The sequence below is a fragment of the Pseudomonas mediterranea CFBP 5447 genome, from assembly GCF_000774145.1.
Lineage (GTDB): Bacteria > Pseudomonadota > Gammaproteobacteria > Pseudomonadales > Pseudomonadaceae > Aquipseudomonas > Aquipseudomonas mediterranea.
Genome location: NZ_KN322987.1, coordinates 933,305 through 953,990, shown reverse-complemented (window position 1 = coordinate 953,990; position 20,686 = coordinate 933,305). Strand labels below are relative to the sequence as shown.

Genomic DNA, 20,686 nt, shown 5'->3' with positions numbered 1-20,686 from the left:
CCGCTCATTTTCCCCCAGTCACATCGAGGAACGTACCGGTAACGAAGGATGCCTCCGCGCTGGCCAGCCACAGAATCGCCCGCGCCACTTCCTCCGGCTGGCCGCCTCGGCCCATGGGGATCGAGTCCTTGACACGATCGACCCGCCCCGGCTCGCCGCCGCTGGCATGCATGTCGGTGTAGATGTGACCGGGGCGTATACCGTTGACGCGTATCCCTTCCCGAGCCACCTCTTTGGCCAGCCCGATGGTGAAGGTCTCCAGGGCACCCTTGGACGCCGCATAGTCGATGTATTCATTCGGGCTGCCGAGGCGCGCCGATGCCGAAGAGATGTTGATCACCACGCCGCCCGAACCGTTGTGCCGGTAGGACATGCGTTTCACCGCCTGCTGGGCACAGAGCATCGGACCGATGGCGTTGACCGCAAAGATGCGCTGCATGCGTTCGAAACCGAGGTCCTCCAGGCGCGACTGAACGGACAGTACCCCGGCGTTATTGACCAGGACGTCAATGCGCCCGAACGCGCGGTCGATGGCGGCGAACAACTCGGCGACCTGCTCGGGGTCGGCACTGTCGGCCCGCATGGCCAGCGCCCGGCGTCCCAAGGCCTGCACATCCGCCGCCACGGCCAGCGCCGAAGACTCGTTGGTCACGTAGCTGATCGCGACGTCGTAGCCTCGTGCGGCGGCCAGCCGCGCGGTAGCGGCACCCACTCCGCGACCGCCACCGGTGATCAGCATCAACGGTGTCTGCGAGATGTTGTCCATCGAGCGTACCTCTTGTAGCGGTGAGGAATAGGCGTATCAGCCGATCATGAGAGTGCCGCTGACGATCACCACGCACGCCAGGACTCGGCGGGCGGTGAGTGTCTCGCCGAGGAACACGGAGCCAATCAGCGCCGCAAACAGCACGCTGGTTTCGCGCAATGCCGATACCGCGCCCAGGGGCGCTTCGTTCATGGCGTAGATGACAATTCCGTAGGCCAGCAAAGAAACCAGCCCGCCGACCACGGCGGTCAGCATTCCAGGTCGGACGCTGAACAAGCTGCGGGCGTCGCGCAGGCCGATGTACACCCCAGGCATCATCAAGCCCCACAGGGCGCACATCCACACGGTGTAGGCGAGCGGGGCGCCGGAGAGGCGGGTGCCGATGCCGTCGGTGACGCTGTAGGCGGCGATGAAACAACCGGTTCCCAGGGCGTAGGGCAGGCTGGGAACTGACAGTTTGCGTCCCCGGAAGGCCAGCGAAATGATCCCGACTGATACCAACGCAATACCGAGCAATGTGCCGGGAGCGATGCGTTCTCCGGCAAAGACGGCGGCGCCGAGGGTGATCAACGCCGGTGACGATCCACGGGAAATCGGATAGGTCTGTCCCAGGTCGCCGACCCGGTAACTGCGCACGAGAAACAGGTTGTAGCCGACGTGCAGCAGTGCCGAAAGCACCATGCAGCCCCAGCTGGCAGGCGCCGGTGGCGCCATGAACGCTGCGGCGACGGCACTGACGATAGCGATGGCGATGCACATGATCGTCATCGACCAGAGCCGATCGGCGCCGCCGCGCAGCAACGCGTTCCAACTGGCATGCAGGAGCGCGGCGAAAAGAACCAGCAGGATGATATGGATTGGCATGTGCCATCTTATGCATTCGGACGGGAGGAACTACAGCGAAGTCTCCTCATCGTTTCATGAGAAAATTCTCATGCATCATTCATAGGCGCGTTGAACTTTCAGGGCCTCACCGTTCAGCCACTGGCGAAAGCTGACGATATGTGGCTGCGACTCGGTGCCTTTTGGGCAGACAAAATAATAGGCGAGGGGGGATGGGAACGGCACTTCGAACAGCCGCACCAGACGCCCGTCGCTGATCTCGGTTTCGACATGCCCGCTGCGCACCAGGGCGATACCCTGGCCGAGCAGAGCGGCCTCGACTGTCATGTTGCTATCGCCAAACCTGACGCTTTCCTTGAGCGGCAAGAACTCCAGCCCGACCTTTTGAAACCAAGCCTCCCATTTAGGCACCAGGTCGGCGCCATCTCGGGTCAGCAGTGGGTAGTGCAACAGTTCGGCAGGGCTGCGCGGTGTTCCGTATCGCTGCAGCAGATCGGGGCTTGCCACCGGAAACACCTGCTCGCCGAACAGGAACTCCGAGTACAAGCCCGGGTAGATGCCTTTGCCGAGGCGGATCGCGACATCGGCCTGGGCCTCGGAGAAGTGGATGATCTTGTCCGTGGTGTCCAGCGAGACCAACAGCTCGGGATGCTGGCGGGAGAGATTCGGCAAGCGTGGCAGCAGCCACTTCAAGGCAAAGGAGTAGGTGGTGCTGACTTCGAGCCGGACCCTGCCTTTTTGCTCGCGCAGATCAGCCAGGGTCGCCTCCAGGCTCAAGAAGAATTCCCTCACGATGGGCGCCAGGGTGGCCCCCGCCGGGGTGAGGCTTAATGACTTGCCGCGCTCGAACAGTTGCAACCCCCAAAGCGCTTCGAGGTGCTTGAGCTGATGGCTGACCGCGCTCTGAGTGACATGCAACTCCTGTGCGGCTGAAGTAAAGGTGGTGTGCCGGGTGGCGACTTCAAAGGCACGCAATGTAGCGGTGGGCGGCAGATCTCTCATGGATAGGGAATCCCGGCGAATCGTCAGAAGAAGCGCGTCATGAGCGCTGGCTCATGATAGAGCATCGTCGGGATTGGTCTATGAAAGTGCATGCTTGTGACTGAATGGTGCGTTGGTCATTGCTTGTCACCCCATGGGGGGGCAGGTAAGCTGGCGCCATGAATCCATCATCCTTCCCTTCGCGCAATGTCCGCGGTCCTGTCGACCATGAGATCCGAGCCCAGATTGTCGCAGCGGCGAATGAGCATTTCAGCCGCTATGGCTATGGCAAGACCACGGTATCGGACCTGGCCAAGGCCATTGGCTTCTCCAAGGCCTACATCTACAAGTTCTTCGATTCGAAACAGGCGATCGGCGAAGCCATTTGCAGCAATTGCCTGGAGACGATTGTCACGGCCGTGGATGAGGCGATCAGCCTGGAGTCCCTCACCGCCACCGAGCGCTTTCGTCGCTTGGTGAAAACCGCGGTCATCACCGGTGTCAGCCTGTTCTTCAACGACCGGAAGCTCTACGACATCGCGGCATCCGCGGCCTCGGAGAGCTGGCCTAGCGCCCAGTTCTACGAGGCCAGCATCCGGGCATTCGTGAGGCAGATCGTCTCCGATGGGCGTGAGCTGGGTGAGTTCGAACGCAAGACGCCCCTGGATGAAACGGTCAATGCAATCTATCTGGCGTTGCGCCCGTATATCAATCCATTGCTATTGCAGTACAGCCTTGATGGCGTGGAGGATGCGTCCACGAGCATCGCCAATCTGGTACTGCGTAGCCTCATGCCTTGAGTCGCAGCGACTGCTACAGCAGTTAGCTGCGTTTCCATCAATTCGATAAAGCAGGGCGCCTTATCCTCCGCGAGGAGCCGTTATCCTTGGCTTGTGACCATTGACTAAAATGGTTACTAGGTGGAAAGTGGCGTCTCGATGATCCCTTGCTGGAGGAACCGCTATGTCGAACACGAAAGTTGTCCTTGTTACCGGTGTTTCATCGGGCATTGGACGTGCCGCTGCGCAATTGTTTGTCAAGCAAGGTTGCCAGGTGTTTGGCAGCGTGCGCAGCGTTACCCAATCAGACCCGTTGCCAGGTGTCGAACTTGTCGAGATGGATGTTCGCGACGACGCTTCCGTTCAACGCGCCATCGAGGCCGTGATCGCTCAGGCCAAACGCATTGATGTGCTGGTCAATAACGCGGGCGGATCGTTGGTGGGTTCGGTAGAAGAAACGTCGGTCGCCGAAGCCCAATCGTTGTTCGATACCAACGTGTGGGGTGTCCTGCGTACGACACACGCGGTACTGCCGCATATGCGTGAACAGCGTTCGGGAAGAATCGTCAACGTCAGCTCGGTATTGGGTTTTCTTCCTGCGCCGTATATGGGCCTTTACTCGGCCTCCAAGCACGCTGTCGAGGGGATTTCCGAGTCTCTGGATCATGAGGTGCGCAAGTTCGGCGTCCGCGTGGTGCTGGTCGAGCCGTCATTCACCAAGACCAACCTGGATCTCAATGCGCCGCAAACGGCGGGCAGCATTCCGGCCTATGCTGAAGACCGCGATACGGTGACCCGCGCGATTGTTAAAAGTGTCCAGGGCGCACCAAGTCCCGACGGCGTGGCGGCGTCGATTGTCGAGGCAGCTTTGGGCGCATGGAAAATGCGTCGCACCCCTAAAGGCGAGGCCTCTCTCCTGCGCAAGCTGCGCCGTTTCATGCCGGCGGGCCCGGTCGACTCCAGCCTGAGAAAAACATTCGGTCTGAGCTGAACGCAGGCGCAGCCTGGTTCAGGTTGTGCCGCATGAGACCGTGCTTATCGATGACGGTCTCATCCGCAGGGGGGGAAGTGTAATCAGCGGGTAGCCACGGGTTGGGCTTCAATCGGCTGCCAGCCGCCACCGAGCGCCCGGAACGCCGCGACCGCTGCACGTGCCGATTCTGTCTGGGCCTGGGCCCGGGCGTCGGATGCCTGCAGCATGGTTTCATCGGCGTGCAGGACGTCGATCAGGCTGGCCGAACCTTTCTGGTAAGCGATGAAGGACGACTGTCGAGCACTGGTCAAAGCGCTTTCACCTCCGGTCAGCGTAGATGCCTGCGCCTCGCGGTTGACCAGTGCGGAGAATGCATTCTCGACGTCTTCGGTGGCACGCAGCACCGACTGGCGATAGGCGGCAAGCGCTTCGGCTTCCTGTCCTTTCGCCTGATCGATCTGCGCGTTGATACGGCCGAAATCGAAGAGCCTCCAGCGCAACCCCAAGACCCCCGAGGCCTGGCTGGCCCCGCTGGAGAACAGGTTGCCGCTGGAAACGGCGGTCGCGCTGCCAATCAGGGCGCTGAGCGAGAACTTTGGATAGTACTCGCTGATCGCCACGCCGATGCGGGCATTGGACGCCGCCAGCCTGCGCTCGGCCACGATGAGGTCTGGTCGGCGGCGCAGCAGATCGGCCGGTGTTCCAGCCGAGGTTATCTGCGGCGCCTGAGGAATCGACCCGGTCGCGCTCAATTGGGCCCGGTGGGTGCCGGGCGGGCTGCCGAGGATGACGTCCAGTGCGTTCATTGCAGCATCCAGGCCGGTATTGAGGACCGGCACTGTCGCTTGAACCTGCGCAAGTGCCCCCTCGGTCTGGCGAACCTGAAATTCGGCGGCAAGCCCTTTGCTGTGGAGCAGTTGTACTTTCTCCAGCAGGTCTTGTTGGGTCTCGACCTGCCGATTGGCAATGGCCAGCCGGGCCTGCAAGCCGCGCAGGGTGATATAGATGTCCGCGGTCTGCGCAGCGACGGCCAGGCGCGTTGCGGTGAAACCGGCTTCCGACGCCTGATACTCCGCGAGCTCCGCCTCGCGGCCTCGACGCAGGCCGCCGAACACATCCAGCTCCCAGCTTGCGCCGAGATTCAGTTCATACAAATTGCCATAGCGATCATAGCCAGGCGTCGAGTTGAGCACCTGGCCCAGTGGCGTTTCGACTGACTGATAAGCGCGTGCGGCTTGTCCGCTGATGTTGCCCGACGGCAACAGGGCAGCGGTCGCCGCGCCAAGTCCGGCACGTGCCTGGGTGACCCGTGCCGAGGCCTGGGCCAGATCGAGGTTCTGCGCAAGCGCCTTGGCGATGAAGTCACTGAGCAACGGATCACCGAAGCCTTCCCACCAACTGGCAAAGTTCGTCGGACGGGCCGCCGCCCTTTGTTGAACGGCGGATTGAGCCTGATAGCTGTCCGACAGCGGAGCGTCCGGACGTTGATAGTCCGGGCCAACCGCGCAGCTCGCTATTAAGCCGGTGTTCACAAGCAGAGCAAGCGTACGGAGGGAGGGCATGACAGCTCCTGATTTAGCCAGATACGGTTCGTGACGATATTACCAATTGGTCACTCGTTGTCAATGGAGGTGCGCGGGGCTAAGCTGGGAAAATGACTAAACACATGCATGCACCCCAGATGCGAGGGCCGTCAGACCATAGTGTCCGCGATCAAGTCGTGGAGGCTGCCACACTGCACTTCGGCCGCTATGGATATGAGAAGACGACGGTGTCAGACATCGCCAAGGCCATTGGCTTCTCCAAGGCCTATATCTATAAATTTTTCGATTCCAAACAGGCAATCGGAGAGGTGATCTGTACCAATCGCCTCGTCATGATTATGGCGATTGTGGATGCGGCGATCGCGGAGGCGCCGACGGCTTCCGAGAAGTTGAAGCGTCTGTTCCGGGCGCTGGCGGAGGCGGGCAGCGACTTGTTCTTCCATGACCGCAAGCTCTACGACATTGCCGCTGTTGCCGCTCGCGAGGAGTGGCTCCCTGCACAGGCGCATGACGAGCGTTTGCGTCAGCTTATTCAGCAAATCCTCCTGGAGGGGCGTGAGTCCGGTGAGTTCGAGGGGAAAACGCCATTGAATGAAGCCGTCCAGGCGATCTACCTGGTCATGCGGCCTTACGCCAATCCCGTGCAGTTGCAGTACAACCTCGATACAGCCTCATCGGCCGCGGCGCTTCTGTCGACGTTGCTGCTACGAAGCCTTTCTGTGCGCTAGTTTGGTTATTTTTGTGACTGTTGACATTATTGGTCACTAGAATGAAGATGGGTTCCTGTTCTTTTTTATTGAGTAGAGAACCATGCTTCGGCTAAAACCTGTTGCCGTCTGCTTAATGCCTCTCGTCCTGGCGGCGTGCGGTAATTCATCGACTGCCGTCGACGCACGCACCCAGCCCCCTCTGGTAAGGGTCGCTGGCGTCGAGAACTCGGTCGACATCACGCGTTCGTTCACTGGCGTTGTGGTCGCTCGTGTCCAGAGCGATCTTGGCTTTCGGGTGTCGGGGAAGGTACAGGAGCGTCTGGTGGATGCTGGCCAGACGGTCAAGCGTGGTCAGCCACTCATGCGCCTGGACCCGGTCGACCTTGGCCTGCAGGCGCGAGCGCAACAGCAGGCCGTGGCCGCTGCCCGGGCGCAAGCCAAGCAGACAGCGGACGACGAGGCGCGTAATCGCGAGCTGGTGGCGGCAGGGGCGATCTCGGCCTCTGCATACGACCAGGCAAAGGCCGCGGCTGACACGGCAAAGGCACAGCTCAGCGCTGCGCAGGCGCAGGCTGATGTGGCCAGCAATGCCATGGGCTATGCGACCTTGCTGGCTGACGCCGATGGCGTTGTGATGGATACCCTGGCCGAACCCGGGCAAGTCGTCAGCGCGGGGCAGCCGGTGGTCAAGCTGGCGCGCGCCGGACAACGCGAAGCCAGCGTCGATTTGCCCGAAACGCTGCGCCCGGCCGTTGGCTCGGTGGCCCAGGCGACGTTGTACGGCAACGGCAAGGTCGCCACCGTTGCGAAGCTGCGGCTGCTTTCCGATGCCGCCGATCCGGTAACCCGCACCTTCGAGGCCAGGTACGTGCTGGAAGGCGCGCTGGCCAATGCGCCGCTTGGTTCAACCGTCACGCTCAATATCGCCCAGGACAAGTCACCGGGTCAGACACTGCGGGTGCCTGTCGCGGCGGTTTTTGATGCGGGTAAAGGCCCTGGCGTATGGGCGCTTTCCGGCGAACCGGCAAAAGTCTCGTGGCGTCCGGTCCAGGTCCTCGGTCTGGGGGATGACACGGCCACGGTCGTTGGCAACCTCAAGCAGGGCGAACAGATCGTGGCTCTGGGCGCGCATTTGCTGCATGACGGCGATGAGGTTCGGGTGGCGGATCGGGCACAGGTGGTCGCCAAGGGGAATCAGCCATGAGCGAGGGGCGTTTCAATCTCTCGGCGCTTGCCGTTCGTGAGCGATCGATCACCCTTTTCCTGATCTTTCTGATCACGGTTGCCGGTGTCCTGGCATTCTTCGGTCTGGGGCGTGCGGAAGATCCTCCTTTCACTGTCAAGCAGATGACGATCATCTCTGCCTGGCCGGGGGCTACCGCGCAGGAAATGCAGGACCAGGTGGCCGAGCCGCTGGAAAAGCGCTTGCAGGAATTGAAGTGGTACGACCGCACCGAAACCTACACGCGCCCGGGACTGGCTTTCACCATGGTGTCGCTGCTGGACAAGACGCCGCCGGCAGAAGTGCAGGAAGAGTTCTACCAGGCCCGCAAGAAAATCGCGGATGAGGCCAAGACCCTGCCGGCCGGTGTCATTGGGCCGATGGTCAACGATGAATTCTCGGACGTGACCTTTGCGTTGTTTGCATTGAAGGCCAAGGGCGAGCCGCAGCGCTTGCTGGCACGCGATGCCGAGTCGTTGCGCCAGCGTCTGTTGCATGTGCCGGGTGTGAAAAAGGTCAACATCATCGGTGAGCAGTCCGAGCGTATCTTCGTGTCGTTCTCCCATGATCGGTTGGCGACGCTTGGGCTTTCCCCACAGGATATTTTTGCCGCGCTGAACAACCAGAACGTACTGACGCCCGCCGGCTCGATCGACACTCAGGGACCGCAGGTTTTCGTGCGCCTGGATGGCGCGTTCGACAAGCTCGAGAAAATTCGCGATACGCCGATTGTGGTGCAGGGGCGGGCGCTGAAGCTCTCGGATGTCGCGACGGTGGAGCGCGGCTATGAAGACCCGGCGACCTTTCTGGTCCGCAACAAAGGCGAGCCTGCCCTGTTGCTGGGTATCGTGATGCGCGAAGGCTGGAACGGCCTGGACCTGGGCAAGGCCCTGGACGCCGAGACGGCCAGTATCAACGAAGGCATGCCGCTGGGCATGACGTTCACCAAGGTCACCGATCAGTCGGTGAATATCAGTTCGGCCGTCGACGAGTTCATGATCAAGTTTTTCGTCGCGCTGCTGGTGGTGATGCTCGTCTGTTTTCTCAGCATGGGCTGGCATGTGGGTGTGGTGGTGGCCGCGGCCGTGCCGTTGACCCTCGCGGTGGTGTTCATGGTGATGGCCGCCACCGGCAAGAATTTCGACCGCATCACCCTGGGGTCATTGATCCTGGCGTTGGGCCTGCTGGTGGATGACGCCATCATCGCCATCGAAATGATGATGGTCAAAATGGAGGAGGGCTACGACCGTATCAAAGCTTCGGCCTACGCCTGGAGCCATACCGCCGCCCCCATGCTCGCCGGTACCCTGGTGACGGCCGTCGGCTTTATGCCCAACGGTTTCGCGCATTCGACCGCGGGCGAGTACACCAGCAACATGTTCTGGATCGTCGGCATTGCGCTGATCGCGTCCTGGGTGGTCGCGGTGGCCTTCACACCTTACCTGGGCGTGAAGCTGTTGCCCCACGTCAAGCAAGTCGAGGGTGGTCACGCGGCCATCTATGACACGCCTCACTACAATCGTTTTCGCCGGTTGCTGACACGGGTCATCGCTGGCAAATGGCTGGTGGCCGGAGCGGTGATTGGTTTTTTTGTCATAGCCATCCTCGGCATGGGCCTGGTCAAGAAGCAGTTTTTCCCCGCCTCTGATCGTCCCGAAGTACTGATCGAAGTGCAGATGCCGTACGGCACTTCCATCGAGCAGACCAGCGCGACGACGGCCAGCATTGAAGCCTGGCTGCAAAAGCAGGACGAAGCGAAAATCGTCACGTCCTATATCGGACAGGGTTCACCGCGTTTCTACCTGGCAATGGCGCCGGAGCTACCCGATCCGTCGTTCGCCAAGATGGTGGTGCTGACCGGCAGCCAGGAGGCGCGTGAAACCCTCAAGCACCGTCTCCGCCAAGCGGTGGCTGACGGGCTCGCGCCTGAAGCCCGTGTGCGGGTTACCCAACTGGTGTTCGGTCCGTATTCTCCCTTTCCCGTCGCTTACCGGGTGATGGGCCCGGATCCCGCGAGGCTGCGTGAGATTGCCGGCCGGGTCGAAGCTGTCATGCGGGCAAGCCCCATGATGCGGACCGTCAACACCGACTGGGGCACGCGCATACCGACACTGCATTTCACATTGGACCAGAACCGCTTGCAGGCGGTTGGGCTGACGTCCAGTGCGGTCGGCCAGCAATTGCAGTTCCTGCTGTCGGGTATCCCGATCACGTTTGTGCGCGAAGACATTCGTTCCGTGCAAGTGGTGGGGCGTGCAGCGGGCGATATCCGCCTCGATCCGGCAAAAATCCAGGGCTTCACATTGGTGGGCGCGGCCGGCCAGCGGGTTCCGCTGTCGCAGATCGGCAGTGTCGAGGTGCGCATGGAGGATCCGGTCCTGCGCCGTCGTGACCGTACGCCGACCATCACGGTACGCGGGGACATTGCCGAAGACCTGCAGCCGCCGGATGTTTCCACGAAAATCCTGGACGAGCTGCAGCCGATCATCAGCACGCTGCCGGCCGGCTACCGCATCGAACAGGCCGGTTCGATCGAAGAGTCGGGGAAAGCCTCAAGGGCGATGTTGCCGCTGTTCCCGATCATGATCGCCCTGACGCTGCTGATCATCATTCTGCAGGTCCGCTCGATGTCGGCGATGGTGATGGTGTTCCTCACCGCACCGCTGGGACTGATTGGTGTGGTACCGACCCTGCTCATCTTCCATCAGCCGTTTGGCATCAATGCCTTGGTGGGCCTGATCGCCTTGTCGGGCATCTTGATGCGCAACACGCTGATCCTGACCGGGCAAATCGATCACAACCAGAAAGAAGGACTCGATCCATTCCATGCGGTTGTAGAGGCGACGGTGCAACGCGCCAGGCCGGTACTGCTCACAGCGATGGCCGCCATCCTGGCCTTTATCCCGCTGACTCATTCGGTGTTCTGGGGAACCCTGGCTTACACACTGATCGGTGGGACATTCGGTGGGACCGTCATGACGCTGGTGTTCCTGCCGGCGATGTATGCCATCTGGTTCAAGATCCGTCCCGACACCGCAGCAAGAACCGAAGCACAGACAGCCCACTGAACGTCGACTCAGAATCAAGAGGTTCTCATGATGAATGCCAATGATCAAAAGCGAATCGTAGTCACAGGCGGCGGTATTGTTGGCCCCCTGGGGTGCGGCATGGAGGAGGTCTGGCGCAGATTGCTGGAAGGCCGTTCGGGTATCCGCCGCCTGCCGGACGAAATCACTGAAGGCACTGGCGTCGCCGTGGCGGGGCAAGTGCCGACCCTGGAAGAAGATCCCGTCGCCGGTTATGCGCCCGAGCGCATCATTGCGCCCAAAGAGCGCAAGAAGATGGACCGCTTCATCGAGTTCGCGCTCATGGCCGCCCATGAAGCGCTGGAACAGGCCGGCTGGCATCCCACGGATGAAGCGCAACAACAGCGGACCGCGACCATCATCGCTTCCGGGGTCGGCGGTTTCGGCGCGATTGCCGAAGCCGTACGGACCACGGACGCCCGTGGACCGCGTAGATTATCGCCGTTCACCGCGCCGGCATTCCTCGCCAACATGGCCGCGGGTCATGTCTCTATCCAGAACGGCTTCAAGGGCCCGCTCGGCGCACCGGTGACGGCCTGTGCCGCCGGGGTACAAGCGATTGGCGATGCGGCGCGACTGATCCGGAGCGGGGAGGCCGATATCGCCATTTGCGGCGGCACCGAAGCGGCGATCGATCGGGTGACGCTGGGTTGCTTCGCTGCCGCCCGCGCGCTGTCCACCGGGTTCGCTGACCGCCCGCAGGAAGCATCGCGTCCATTCGATCGCGAGCGCGACGGGTTTGTCATGGCCGAAGGTGCAGGGTTGCTGGTGATCGAATCGCTGGAGCACGCGCTCGCCCGTGGCGCGACGCCCTTGGCGGAACTGGTGGGCTACGGCACCAGCGCGGATGCCTATCACCTGACCGCAGGGCCGGAAGATGGGAACGGGGCCCGGCGCGCCATGGAGCAAGCCTTGCGCCAGGCGGGTGTCAGTGCTGGCGAGGTACAGCATATCAACGCCCATGCGACCTCGACGCAGGTCGGCGACAAGGGCGAACTGGCGGCAATCAGATCCGTGTTCGGTGGCCACTCAGGCGTGGCAATCAGCTCGACCAAGTCGGCCACGGGGCATTTGCTGGGCGCGGCGGGGGGCATCGAAGCGCTCTTCACCGTGCTGGCTTTGCGGGACCAGATCATCCCCCCGACGTTGAATCTCCTCAATCCCGATGAGGCTGCTGAGGGTCTCGATTTGGTTGGCCTGGCGGCACGCAAGGCAACCATCACCTATGCGCTCTCGAATGGATTTGGCTTCGGCGGCGTCAATGCCAGCGTTCTGTTCCGTCGCTGGGAGTCGGCGTGATCACGACGTGAATGTTCTGCGCAGGTTCTCCTCGTGAACGTCAACCCACTGGCTACAAGGCCTGAACTGTTTTCCCTGCAACACCATCTGCTATCACCCTAGAGAGCCAACAATGAAAAAAATGATGCTCAACACTCCACTTGGCCTCGCTGTCGCGCTGGCCTCTTCGCAACTGTTCGCCAGCGGCTTTGCGCTCAATGAACAAAGCATCAGTGGGATGGGCACCGGTTTTGCCGGTCGTTCCTCTTCCGCCGATGACGCGAGCACCGTTTTCGGCAATCCGGCGGGCATGTCTCGTTTGAAGAGGGAGCAAGTCAGCGTGGGTGCTGCAACGCTTTTCGCCAAATCAGACATCAGCCAGACGCGCAGTACGTTCGGCGGCCAGCAAGACGGCGACATGGTGCCTGTGGTCACGGTGCCCATGGGTTACTACGTCAAACCTATCGATGAGCATTGGGCGTTCGGTGTCGGTTTCTACGCGCCGTTCGGCCTGATAACGGATTACGGCAGCGGGTTCGCTGGTCGTTACTTCACCAACAAAAGCGAGGTCAAGACACTGACCTTCCAACCGACAATCAGCTACGCCTTCAATGACAAGGTTTCCATCGGTTTCGGTCCGACGATCAACCGCATCAGCGGTGAGTTGTCGGCGATGGTCCTGAACCCCTTCAGTCCTGGGACCAATGACGGCAAACTCACCAGCAAGGGCGACGACACCGCCCTGGGTTTCAACGCCGGGATCCTGGTGCAGGCCATGGACAGCACCCGGGTGGGCGTGACCTACCATTCCAAGGTCAGTTATCACCTGGATAATGCCAAGACCAAAGTCACCGGCGGCGTCTTTTCCCTACTGGGAGTCAGCGGCGAAAGTTACGATGCTTCGCTGGACGTGGACACGCCCGAATCCGTCGACTTTTCGGTGACCCATCAACTCAATGACGATTGGACCCTGTACCTGGGCAGCACCTGGACACGTTGGAGTCGCTTCAAGGACATCACCATCGAGAACAGCGGGTTGCCTCCCGCGCTGAGCGGCACGTTGAGCCGTGTCACTGAGGAGGAGAACTGGCACGACACCTGGGCGCACGCGATTGGCGCTTCGTACCAGCTCAATAAGCAATGGGTGCTGCGCACCGGTTTTTCGGTGGATCAGTCGCCCACCAACAACACCAACCGTTCGCCACGTATTCCCACAGGTGACCGCACGGTGGTCAGTCTGGGTGCCGGGTGGACGCCCGTGGACAATGTCACCGTCGACCTCGCTTACTCCTATCTGTGGGAAGAGAGTGTGAAGGTCAACGACGCCTCAGCCAGCCGGGGTGCCTACAGCTCCAGATACAAGAACAGCGCCAGCGGTTTCGGTACGTCCGTCACTTATAAGTTCTGAATCGCGAAGGGTGCAGCACCTCTGCGAATGGAGCAGGGTTTCGAAGGTGCGGGGTTTACGTTTGCAGCCTTCGAACCGCGCCGGGTCGTCGTTGAGTTCGACGACCCGCACACCGTGAAGATAGTCGGCCATGGGTTGCCTGCGCAATGTTTGAAGAACATGCACAGGCGACCTCGTTCGTGCTGGTGTGAATCGGCGGCTCCGTAGACAGGAAGGCTACAAGTTCCGACTCGGCCTCACGTTACAGGCTGGGTGCTAGCGCGGATCGACGTTATCCAACGCCCGATTTGCCAACAGCTCACTCAACTCGATGACTTGCTGAATACCCAGCGCAACATGCCGCCGCGACCCCTCAAGGTCGAACGCCAGGTCGTTGATCATGGCGTTGGCCGAGGCCAGGCTCTCGCTGAGGTTGGCGAGCAGACTTTCGGTGTCGATGCCGGGGATGACGGTGAAGAGCTGGCCCGGTGGCGGATCTTTCTTGGGTTTGTCCTGTTCGGGCTTCAAATAGTAGTTGAGCGCCCGCTCAGTAGCTTCGTGGAATTTCTCCGGATCGAGGCTTGAGTAGGATGAGGTGGGGTCCGAATCCGGAGGATTGGGTGTGACCTTGAACATGGTGAATCTCCTGACCTGATTGGGCCACCATGACTTGTCGCTAAGCAAGTTAGGGTGGCGGCTGCACGCAGGTTAGCGAACCGGGGGCACAGGAGCCCGGCAGACCCGAAGATCTCCCGCGCACAGCCACCATTACAAGCATTGCAGACATGAATACCCGCAACGAGATCAGGAGTGCTGATGCGTCCATACCCTTCGGGTCGCTAAACCCGATCACTGATGAGCAGTGACGGAAACCAAGCTACCGGTACGGACCGGGGCACACAATCGGGCGGATTCTGTCTTAGTTGTAGGCAAAGGCGCAAGGTGACGTAGCCTCTGGACTAGGGCTTGGTGTTACTGGGTATGTATGGCTGAAGGGCTCGACCCGCCGGATAAAATGGATGACCTTTTCCGGGGTTGTAGGCAAACTCCGATAGTTGCGTAGGAGGTGCCCTTTACGGTGTTTTTTTGATCGTAACGACCTTGATGGCCAGCGCTTCACCGGGATATTTTCCTCAGGTGGCTGCAAATTCAGCGACCAGGATTGGTACCCGATGAGTTTGCCGAAGATGCAGCGTTCATACGTGATACCGACCAACACACGCCTGGGCTGCGCATCATTTCCACGGTGATGGGCAAGGAGGTCATTAAGGGCGTGGTGATGAGCGTTACGCCCAAATCCGGCTGGCCCTGTACGGGGCGAAACCATGACGGTCCAGAGGAGCATACGCCGCATTGACGCCGCATTGACGCCGCGGTGATGAGCGCAGATACTTAACCCAATAGCGCCCGAACCTCTGGTGCTGGCTCAGTCCAGCACTATGTTCGGGCCTTCTTTTTCTGGACAAAGGATGTCGCAGCCATTAGCTCCGCCAAAGCCGTTTCGATCCTATAGCGATCTGTGCACTCTGCTCACCAGTCGTGGTATGCAGATCATCGATGTGCCCCGCGCCAAACGTAAACTCAGTCAGATTGGCTACTACCGCTTGAGCGGATTCTGGTATCCGTGCCGTGAATTCCTTCGTGATGCCAGGGGGGACGTGGTGCTGTGCGCCGCTGGTAAAAAACCACGACGTCAAAACGCGTTTACCCCAGGCACCCATTTCGATTCCGTTATTGAACTCTATCTGTTCGACAAAAAATTGCGCCAATTGATGCTGGATGCCATTGAGCGCGTTGAGGTGCACCTACGCTCGGCAATCGCTCACGAGGTGGGTTTTCACGACCCGCTGGCCTATCAGGACATCCGCTATATCAATCCTTCGCAAACCAGGACCTTCACGACCAAACAGGGTAAGCCGCGCAACATTTGGAACGACTGGTCAAAGCGTCAAGAAGAGCAAATTGCTCGTAGCCGCGAGGACAGTATCGAGTGGCATCGACAGCAGCGTAAAGCAATGCCCTTTTGGGTGATCGTCGAAGCATGGGACTTTGGAATCGCATCGAAGTACTACGAGATACTCAAAGACGGCCATCGGAACAGAATCTGCAAACGGTTCGGCCTCACTCATGCAAGAATTCTTAAAGAATGGCTGCAGGAGATCAGCATCCTACGCAACCGGTGTGCACACCATAGTCGCATCTGGAACCAGGTTTCAGCTAACCCTGTACCCACCGTACCAAACGATCCCTACTTTCAGAGGCTTGGCCTCGACTCGAATGCCAAGAGCCGTCTTTATGGTCTGATCGCGATACTCTGGTATCTGGTCAAAAACATCGGCGTCAACTCGAAATGGATCCATCAGGTGGCAGACGTCATCGAGGCTAAACCCGCGTTACCTGGCTGCCCATTTGCTGCGCTGGGTTTCCCGGATGAAACCGGATTCCCTCGGGGACTGTTCGGGATATGACTGTGCTTGAGTGATGTGGTGCTCGCAAAAACACATTAACCATTATCGTTCGGCATAGAGCATTCTTCCTCACAATTATCTTGCGAGGAACCCAACGGAGGGTCTTCAACGTGTTCCCATTCCAAGTACCACTCGTATGTTTCGTTGTCAGCCTTGAATTCATGTTTAATAGTCCAGCCAAGCTCCACTAGCTTTTGAGCCTTGTGAGAGCCGTGTGTCTTAGTCATTCTCGACGCTTTCATATTCGGCCTCCTTTTTTCTGCATCCTGGCTTTGGTGAGCGCACTGCTAAAGTTTTGTTTCGATGCGGGATCTCGATCCTCGCAATGCTGGGGCGGGTGTCGCGATGCTTCGACGAGCCAGAATAGACCTTGGATAAAAGGCATCCTATGGCGTGCTCTTCACTGTGGTTCCAGCTCTGACCATAAAGGCTTGCGTCCGATACCAACCATCAACGTTCCGTAGTCTTCAAACTCGGTGACATTTACTTCAGCCGGACTCTTCCACGTTGCTTCACATTCTTCGCACACCCAAAGTGAGATTTTTGTAGAGCGGACACGCATTGCTCGTATGTATCCCTGGTCGCACCTTTGGCATTCAACCAGCATGTTAATTATCCCTAACAGGACTTCGGTCAGCCTAATTCTATCGGCTGTTCTTGGCCGGTAGCCGGCTACTACCTGATGTTGAAAATTCGGGAGATCAGGGTTGTAGCTTTTTGACCGTCAGCCTCATAGAGGCCAGTCACCAATCTCTGATCCGTGAGCTTATGAAGGTTGAAAAAGTTGTAGAAGGCTTGACCGAGTCTCTGTTGTTGGAAGGCGTCTTGGTTCCATTGGATCAGAAACTCATCGTAAGCAGCTTGCTCGATTTCCAATGCTGCATGGCTTTCCATATGCACCTCCCGTGGCTATAAGCGCTTTCAGAGCGTACTCAGCCCGTTTGGCTGGTGCAAGGAATGACGGCTGCTAACTCGAAGCGGATATTGCCTGGATTTGAAGTTGACCGTCAATGAAGCCGTATTGCAGCATGGCATTGAACATGTGGCGACTGCGGCCACTCTGTTGGATAGAAAACTTATGAGTGATGCAAGCGTACTTTCATACCTAACCGGAAGAAGCTCATGATCAGGGTGTTACCCAAGAGTGAGCTCGAGAAGCTTTCGATAAAAGCTGGCGCAGAGGGTTTGATCCTGAGTGATCTTGTCGCCACATGTGAGAAATTTGATGTTACACCGCAAGATGTGCTGAACGAGCTGTCCGTTGCGGTCGCGGAAGGTTATTTACAGGGATCTTTGCTCTATGATTTTTGCGACGACGTCATGAACGGGATCATAAATGCCGTGGTTGAGGTGGGTGTGACCAACGAAATGCCTCAGCCTGCTTTCTCGCTTTACCAAGCGTTCGATCAAGGTGAGTGGATTCGTAGTAGCGACCCGCCTGAGACTGACCCCAGTGAGAGATACACAAGGCCGGTGGTTAGCGAAATAATGCGAGCCCTTACAAATTGAGAGTTTTTCGTTTTTGAGGTGGACGCAGGCGTGGATCGGCCAATAGCGGCCCATCAGTTGCTTCGAATGCTACTTTTTGCGGTTTCTGAATTCAGCTGTTTATCTACAACGTGAGACCGTATGAATAAACAACTCGCCATTTTGATCAGCGACTACCAGGCAAGCGTCGGCGCCGCTGTGGAAATGATGCAGCGGTCCGGTATCCCGCGGCCTCCGACCAATACGGATTGGGTGGGAACTGACATTCCTCAGCACGGAGAGCTTGAAGGTGGAGTTCGTTACTTCAAGCACGGCTATGGCTGTGCGGTTAGCCTCCCCACAGGTACAGTAGACTTTGACTTTGGGGCTCATGGTGAGATCAGTGGCTTCGATGCATGGCGACTTGCTAGTTTTGCCAGCGACAAGCTGTCGGATTACGGTTTTGTTGATGAGGATGCAATCAAAGAGTGCTTCAAAGCCGAAGTGGCGGCCGGTTCTCTAGTGTATTCCGGGTACATCCTCTACTACTTAGCGGATGCCACCTGACAATCGTCCGCTCGATTCATGCATTAAGTTCCCAGTACAGGGCGCCTGCCTGGATCTGCCAATTTTGGTTACCTACCAGCGGCTAGTTTTGGCCGATTTCTGCCTGTCGTCACCTGCATCGACGCGTTGCTCTCAGCCTGTCCCTGTCATGGCTGATAAGTGCGCTGGCCAATCCGCCGTGTTTTGTCGATGGTTGACGTATCGGTTTCGACCGGCGGATTCGCGCTTTGCAGGCAGTCCGCTCGGTTTAGCGTGTACTCATCAAAGTGACTTGGCGCGTAAGCGGGGGGTGTCGCTTCAATGGATCTATAAGATCGTTAAAGCGGTTCGAAAGGATGAGATCGCCCGCCGCCAAGCCGATATGTTCGCCCCGCCAGATGTCAGTACCGTCCCAGGCGAGCATCCACCGAATACGCTCCGCCGCCGCGCGCCACGATGTAGAGCGCCAGAAACCCCATCAACACCGGAAACTCGATGCCCCGGTCAATCCAAGGCCATGTCGGTCCCAGCGCATAGCTGATGGCAAGCATTTGAAGGGCGATAAGCAGGGCGACCAACCTCGTGGCGAGGCCCATCGCCAACAGGAGGGCGCCTGCTGTTTCCAGCAGCATGACCAGAAAAGCGAGTTGCGCAGCAAAAGGCAGCCCCATCACGTTCTGGATGAGGTTGATCGAAGCGGCCATGGGGTCGGCCATCGAGCCGTGGGAGGTTCCCAGCGCCTTGGGCAGTCCGTGGGTCAACAGCACGACAGCGAAGACGCTTCGCAGCAAGGCGTACAGATAAGGTTCGAGGTTGGCGGCTCGCGCGCTCAGGGTGGTCAGGGCGGAACGAAACGGCGATGGGTTTTCGAGTGTCATGGGGAGTCCTTGCGCAGTGGCTGATGACATGATCGGTGTTGGTGGCGGGATCCGGCACCCCGGGACGCGCTGACCTCGGCGGGTCTGGAGGGCATTTTTCTTGTTTGGGACGAAGAGATAAATCCCGGGAAGTTGCCATGTGAATTCAATCAAGAAGAACAATCGACCCGCCCGAGGCACGCGCGCAGCGCCAAACCCTGATCCGTCGGCAGGAGGGCAGCTTTTCTATTTTGTAGAACTTGATAATCGAAATTAGGCGTCTTTTTAGATAAGTGAATTGCCCGCAGAATTTCCCTCATTGCGGTTCACCAAGGTGGTGGGCCCTTCCAGAGGAAATCGCCGTGACTCAATTCAACCCGTCGTCCAGCACCCTTGCCAACACTGCCATCGGTTCCGCCAGCACACTGTCTTCATCGGTTGCGCTTTCCGGTCGTATCTTGCTGAGCGCCATCTTCCTGCTTTCCGGCGTCTCCAAGATCGGCGCGTCGGCCGGCATGATCGCCTACATCGAATCGGTCGGCTTGCCGTTCCCGAGCCTGGCGCTGGCCATCGCCATCCTGGTGGAAGTGGGTGGGGGGATCGCGCTGATCCTGGGCTACCGCACGCGTCTGGTCGCGGCCGGGCTGGCCTTGTTCAGCGTTGCCACGGCGTTGGCGTTCCATAACCAGCTGGGTAACCAGAACCAGTTCATCCATTTCTTCAAGAACATCGCCATGGCGGGCGGCCTGTTGCAGGTTGTCGCCTTTGGTGCAGGTCGTTTCAGCCTGGACGCGCGTCGCGCGTAATCCGACGCCGGCTCCCCGCCGGCTCGCCATTCTTTTTACGAGGTGAGACATGAAAGCGATTCGCGTAGCGCAATACGGGCAGGTCGAAGGTTTATCGCTCCAGGAACTTGCGTCGCCGGTACCGGGCCAGGGTGAAGTGTTGATCGAGGTGGCCGGTAGCGGGGTGAATCCGATTGACTGGAAGGTTCTTTCCGGCGCCATGAAAGCTTTCATTCCGCTGCAGTTGCCCTATACACCTGGCGTCGAGGTAGCCGGTCGTGTGGCGGCGGTGGGGGAAAACGTCAGCGGTTTCGTCGTCGGCGACGAGGTGTTTGGTTTTATCAATATCGTTGGCGGCTACGCCACTGAGGTGGTTGCCAGTGCGGACCGTCTCGCCCATCGGCCCAATCGTCTACCAGCGTTGCATGCCGGCGGTGTTCCGGCCGTCGCGTTGACCGCATGGCAGGCCCTGCACGAGCACGGGCAGGTCAAGGCCGGCCAACGGGTGCTGATCCACGGCGCCGCGGGTGGTGTCGGCAGCATGGCGGTGCAGATGGCGCGCATTGCGGGTGCCACCGTTATCGCCACCGCCTCGGCGCGCAACCATGACTACTTGCTCAAGTTGGGTGCCGCGCAGGTGATCGATTACAACCAGGCGGCATTCGAGGCCGCGGTCGAGCCGGTCGATGTGGTGCTGGACCTGGTCGGGGGCGATACCCAGGAACGCTCCTGGTCGGTAGTGAAACCCGGCGGTGTGCTGGTGTCCCCGGTGAGCCCACCGGATGCCAGGCTGGCCGAGGCCGCCGGGGTGACCGGCAAGCATTTCGCCACGCGCTCCGATGGCGCGCAGCTTCAGGAGATCGCCGCGCTGTTCGAAACCGGCGAGCTGGTGATCGAGGTCGAGGTGCTGCCTTTGTCCCAGGCGCAAGAGGCGCTGCGCAAGAGCCAGGACCGGCATACACGTGGCAAGCTGGTACTCGACGCCAGTCGGTAA

Annotated in this window: 19 protein-coding genes and 2 pseudogenes; 14 read left to right on the top strand and 7 right to left on the bottom strand. The window is 59.5% G+C overall.

Annotated features, from left to right (window positions below; all coding sequences use genetic code 11):
• Positions 1-4 precede the first annotated feature (4 nt).
• From N005_RS24025 to gcvA, 3 genes are all read right to left on the bottom strand, one after another.
• Positions 5-766 carry an SDR family oxidoreductase gene (locus N005_RS24025; RefSeq protein WP_047703471.1) on the bottom strand — a complete coding sequence of 254 codons (762 nt, stop codon included), beginning with the start codon at positions 764-766 and terminating at the stop codon, positions 5-7.
• Between the two features lie 36 nt (positions 767-802).
• Positions 803-1,630, bottom strand: coding sequence for a DMT family transporter (locus N005_RS24020; RefSeq protein ID WP_047703470.1), 828 nt, complete (start codon positions 1,628-1,630; stop codon positions 803-805).
• A gap of 75 nt (positions 1,631-1,705) precedes the next feature.
• On the bottom strand, positions 1,706-2,611 hold the full coding sequence (gcvA, locus tag N005_RS24015; RefSeq protein WP_047703469.1) for a transcriptional regulator GcvA: 906 nt from the start codon (positions 2,609-2,611) through the stop codon (positions 1,706-1,708).
• Positions 2,612-2,769: 158 nt separating this feature from the next.
• Here gcvA and N005_RS24010 point away from each other — a divergent pair, with 158 nt between their 5' ends.
• On the top strand, positions 2,770-3,390 hold the full coding sequence (locus N005_RS24010; RefSeq protein WP_047703468.1) for a TetR/AcrR family transcriptional regulator: 621 nt from the start codon (positions 2,770-2,772) through the stop codon (positions 3,388-3,390).
• A gap of 163 nt (positions 3,391-3,553) precedes the next feature.
• The gene (locus N005_RS24005) at positions 3,554-4,360 is read left to right on the top strand and encodes an oxidoreductase (protein WP_047703467.1); all 807 of its coding nucleotides are present in this window, start codon (positions 3,554-3,556) and stop codon (positions 4,358-4,360) included.
• A gap of 83 nt (positions 4,361-4,443) precedes the next feature.
• Here N005_RS24005 and N005_RS24000 read toward each other — a convergent pair whose 3' ends face one another.
• A complete protein-coding gene (locus tag N005_RS24000; protein WP_047703466.1) occupies positions 4,444-5,904 on the bottom strand; it encodes an efflux transporter outer membrane subunit in 1,461 nt (486 codons plus the stop codon).
• 92 nt (positions 5,905-5,996) lie between these two features.
• Between N005_RS24000 and N005_RS23995 the strand changes: the two genes are divergently transcribed.
• From N005_RS23995 to N005_RS23975, 5 genes are all read left to right on the top strand, one after another.
• The gene (locus tag N005_RS23995; RefSeq protein WP_047703465.1) at positions 5,997-6,614 is read left to right on the top strand and encodes a TetR/AcrR family transcriptional regulator; all 618 of its coding nucleotides are present in this window, start codon (positions 5,997-5,999) and stop codon (positions 6,612-6,614) included.
• Positions 6,615-6,696: 82 nt separating this feature from the next.
• Positions 6,697-7,800 carry an efflux RND transporter periplasmic adaptor subunit gene (locus tag N005_RS23990; RefSeq protein WP_047703464.1) on the top strand — a complete coding sequence of 368 codons (1,104 nt, stop codon included), beginning with the start codon at positions 6,697-6,699 and terminating at the stop codon, positions 7,798-7,800.
• On the top strand, positions 7,797-10,886 hold the full coding sequence (locus N005_RS23985) for an efflux RND transporter permease subunit (protein WP_047703463.1): 3,090 nt from the start codon (positions 7,797-7,799) through the stop codon (positions 10,884-10,886). The genes N005_RS23990 and N005_RS23985 overlap by 4 nt, the downstream gene beginning before the upstream one ends.
• A gap of 27 nt (positions 10,887-10,913) precedes the next feature.
• Positions 10,914-12,203 carry a beta-ketoacyl-ACP synthase II gene (fabF, locus tag N005_RS23980; RefSeq protein WP_047703462.1) on the top strand — a complete coding sequence of 430 codons (1,290 nt, stop codon included), beginning with the start codon at positions 10,914-10,916 and terminating at the stop codon, positions 12,201-12,203.
• Between the two features lie 112 nt (positions 12,204-12,315).
• On the top strand, positions 12,316-13,590 hold the full coding sequence (locus N005_RS23975; protein WP_047703461.1) for an OmpP1/FadL family transporter: 1,275 nt from the start codon (positions 12,316-12,318) through the stop codon (positions 13,588-13,590).
• Between the two features lie 255 nt (positions 13,591-13,845).
• Here N005_RS23975 and N005_RS23970 read toward each other — a convergent pair whose 3' ends face one another.
• Positions 13,846-14,205 carry a DUF6124 family protein gene (locus tag N005_RS23970; protein ID WP_047703460.1) on the bottom strand — a complete coding sequence of 120 codons (360 nt, stop codon included), beginning with the start codon at positions 14,203-14,205 and terminating at the stop codon, positions 13,846-13,848.
• A 541-nt stretch (positions 14,206-14,746) separates the two neighbouring features.
• Here N005_RS23970 and N005_RS30055 point away from each other — a divergent pair.
• A pseudogene (locus N005_RS30055) lies at positions 14,747-14,926 on the top strand (DUF3077 domain-containing protein); the annotation flags it as partial.
• A 187-nt stretch (positions 14,927-15,113) separates the two neighbouring features.
• Positions 15,114-16,037 carry an Abi family protein gene (locus N005_RS23965; protein ID WP_052126462.1) on the top strand — a complete coding sequence of 308 codons (924 nt, stop codon included), beginning with the start codon at positions 15,114-15,116 and terminating at the stop codon, positions 16,035-16,037.
• 675 nt (positions 16,038-16,712) lie between these two features.
• Here the strand turns inward: N005_RS23965 and N005_RS23955 are convergent.
• The gene (locus tag N005_RS23955) at positions 16,713-16,931 is read right to left on the bottom strand and encodes a hypothetical protein (protein ID WP_047703457.1); all 219 of its coding nucleotides are present in this window, start codon (positions 16,929-16,931) and stop codon (positions 16,713-16,715) included.
• A gap of 228 nt (positions 16,932-17,159) precedes the next feature.
• Here N005_RS23955 and N005_RS23950 point away from each other — a divergent pair, with 228 nt between their 5' ends.
• The 3 genes and pseudogenes from N005_RS23950 to N005_RS29860 all read left to right on the top strand — a co-directional run.
• On the top strand, positions 17,160-17,546 hold the full coding sequence (locus N005_RS23950) for a hypothetical protein (protein WP_047703456.1): 387 nt from the start codon (positions 17,160-17,162) through the stop codon (positions 17,544-17,546).
• A 120-nt stretch (positions 17,547-17,666) separates the two neighbouring features.
• Positions 17,667-18,071, top strand: coding sequence for a DUF6896 domain-containing protein (locus tag N005_RS23945; RefSeq protein WP_047703455.1), 405 nt, complete (start codon positions 17,667-17,669; stop codon positions 18,069-18,071).
• Positions 18,061-18,423, top strand: a pseudogene (locus N005_RS29860) (Mor transcription activator family protein); the annotation flags it as partial. The gene N005_RS23945 and the pseudogene N005_RS29860, both read left to right, overlap by 11 nt.
• 28 nt (positions 18,424-18,451) lie before the next feature.
• Here N005_RS29860 and N005_RS23940 read toward each other — a convergent pair.
• Entirely contained in the window at positions 18,452-18,928 is a 477-nt protein-coding gene (locus N005_RS23940) for a DoxX family protein (protein ID WP_047703454.1), read from the bottom strand.
• Between the two features lie 386 nt (positions 18,929-19,314).
• Here N005_RS23940 and N005_RS23935 point away from each other — a divergent pair, with 386 nt between their 5' ends.
• Positions 19,315-19,713, top strand: a complete 399-nt coding sequence (locus tag N005_RS23935) for a DoxX family protein (RefSeq protein ID WP_144402742.1) — start codon at positions 19,315-19,317, stop codon at positions 19,711-19,713.
• Positions 19,714-19,762: 49 nt separating this feature from the next.
• Positions 19,763-20,686 (top strand): NADP-dependent oxidoreductase, encoded by a 924-nt coding sequence (locus N005_RS23930; protein ID WP_047703452.1) that lies wholly within the window; start codon positions 19,763-19,765, stop codon positions 20,684-20,686.

Excerpts from the sequence above, each read along its gene's own strand:
- N005_RS23995 (WP_047703465.1), top strand. The coding sequence starts at position 5,997 with ATGACTAAACACATGCATGCACCCCAGATGCGAGGGCCGTCAGACCAT.
- gcvA (WP_047703469.1), bottom strand. The coding sequence starts at position 2,611 with ATGAGAGATCTGCCGCCCACCGCTACATTGCGTGCCTTTGAAGTCGCC.
- N005_RS23965 (WP_052126462.1), top strand. The coding sequence starts at position 15,114 with ATGCAGATCATCGATGTGCCCCGCGCCAAACGTAAACTCAGTCAGATT.
- N005_RS23975 (WP_047703461.1), top strand. The coding sequence starts at position 12,316 with ATGAAAAAAATGATGCTCAACACTCCACTTGGCCTCGCTGTCGCGCTG.
- N005_RS23950 (WP_047703456.1), top strand. The coding sequence starts at position 17,160 with ATGATCAGGGTGTTACCCAAGAGTGAGCTCGAGAAGCTTTCGATAAAA.
- N005_RS24000 (WP_047703466.1), bottom strand. The coding sequence starts at position 5,904 with ATGCCCTCCCTCCGTACGCTTGCTCTGCTTGTGAACACCGGCTTAATA.
- N005_RS23970 (WP_047703460.1), bottom strand. The coding sequence starts at position 14,205 with ATGTTCAAGGTCACACCCAATCCTCCGGATTCGGACCCCACCTCATCC.
- N005_RS23945 (WP_047703455.1), top strand. The coding sequence starts at position 17,667 with ATGAATAAACAACTCGCCATTTTGATCAGCGACTACCAGGCAAGCGTC.
- N005_RS23985 (WP_047703463.1), top strand. The coding sequence starts at position 7,797 with ATGAGCGAGGGGCGTTTCAATCTCTCGGCGCTTGCCGTTCGTGAGCGA.
- N005_RS24010 (WP_047703468.1), top strand. The coding sequence starts at position 2,770 with ATGAATCCATCATCCTTCCCTTCGCGCAATGTCCGCGGTCCTGTCGAC.
- N005_RS24020 (WP_047703470.1), bottom strand. The coding sequence starts at position 1,630 with ATGCCAATCCATATCATCCTGCTGGTTCTTTTCGCCGCGCTCCTGCAT.
- N005_RS24005 (WP_047703467.1), top strand. The coding sequence starts at position 3,554 with ATGTCGAACACGAAAGTTGTCCTTGTTACCGGTGTTTCATCGGGCATT.
- N005_RS23990 (WP_047703464.1), top strand. The coding sequence starts at position 6,697 with ATGCTTCGGCTAAAACCTGTTGCCGTCTGCTTAATGCCTCTCGTCCTG.
- fabF (WP_047703462.1), top strand. The coding sequence starts at position 10,914 with ATGATGAATGCCAATGATCAAAAGCGAATCGTAGTCACAGGCGGCGGT.
- N005_RS24025 (WP_047703471.1), bottom strand. The coding sequence starts at position 766 with ATGGACAACATCTCGCAGACACCGTTGATGCTGATCACCGGTGGCGGT.
- N005_RS23930 (WP_047703452.1), top strand. The coding sequence starts at position 19,763 with ATGAAAGCGATTCGCGTAGCGCAATACGGGCAGGTCGAAGGTTTATCG.
- N005_RS23940 (WP_047703454.1), bottom strand. The coding sequence starts at position 18,928 with ATGACACTCGAAAACCCATCGCCGTTTCGTTCCGCCCTGACCACCCTG.
- N005_RS23955 (WP_047703457.1), bottom strand. The coding sequence starts at position 16,931 with ATGGAAAGCCATGCAGCATTGGAAATCGAGCAAGCTGCTTACGATGAG.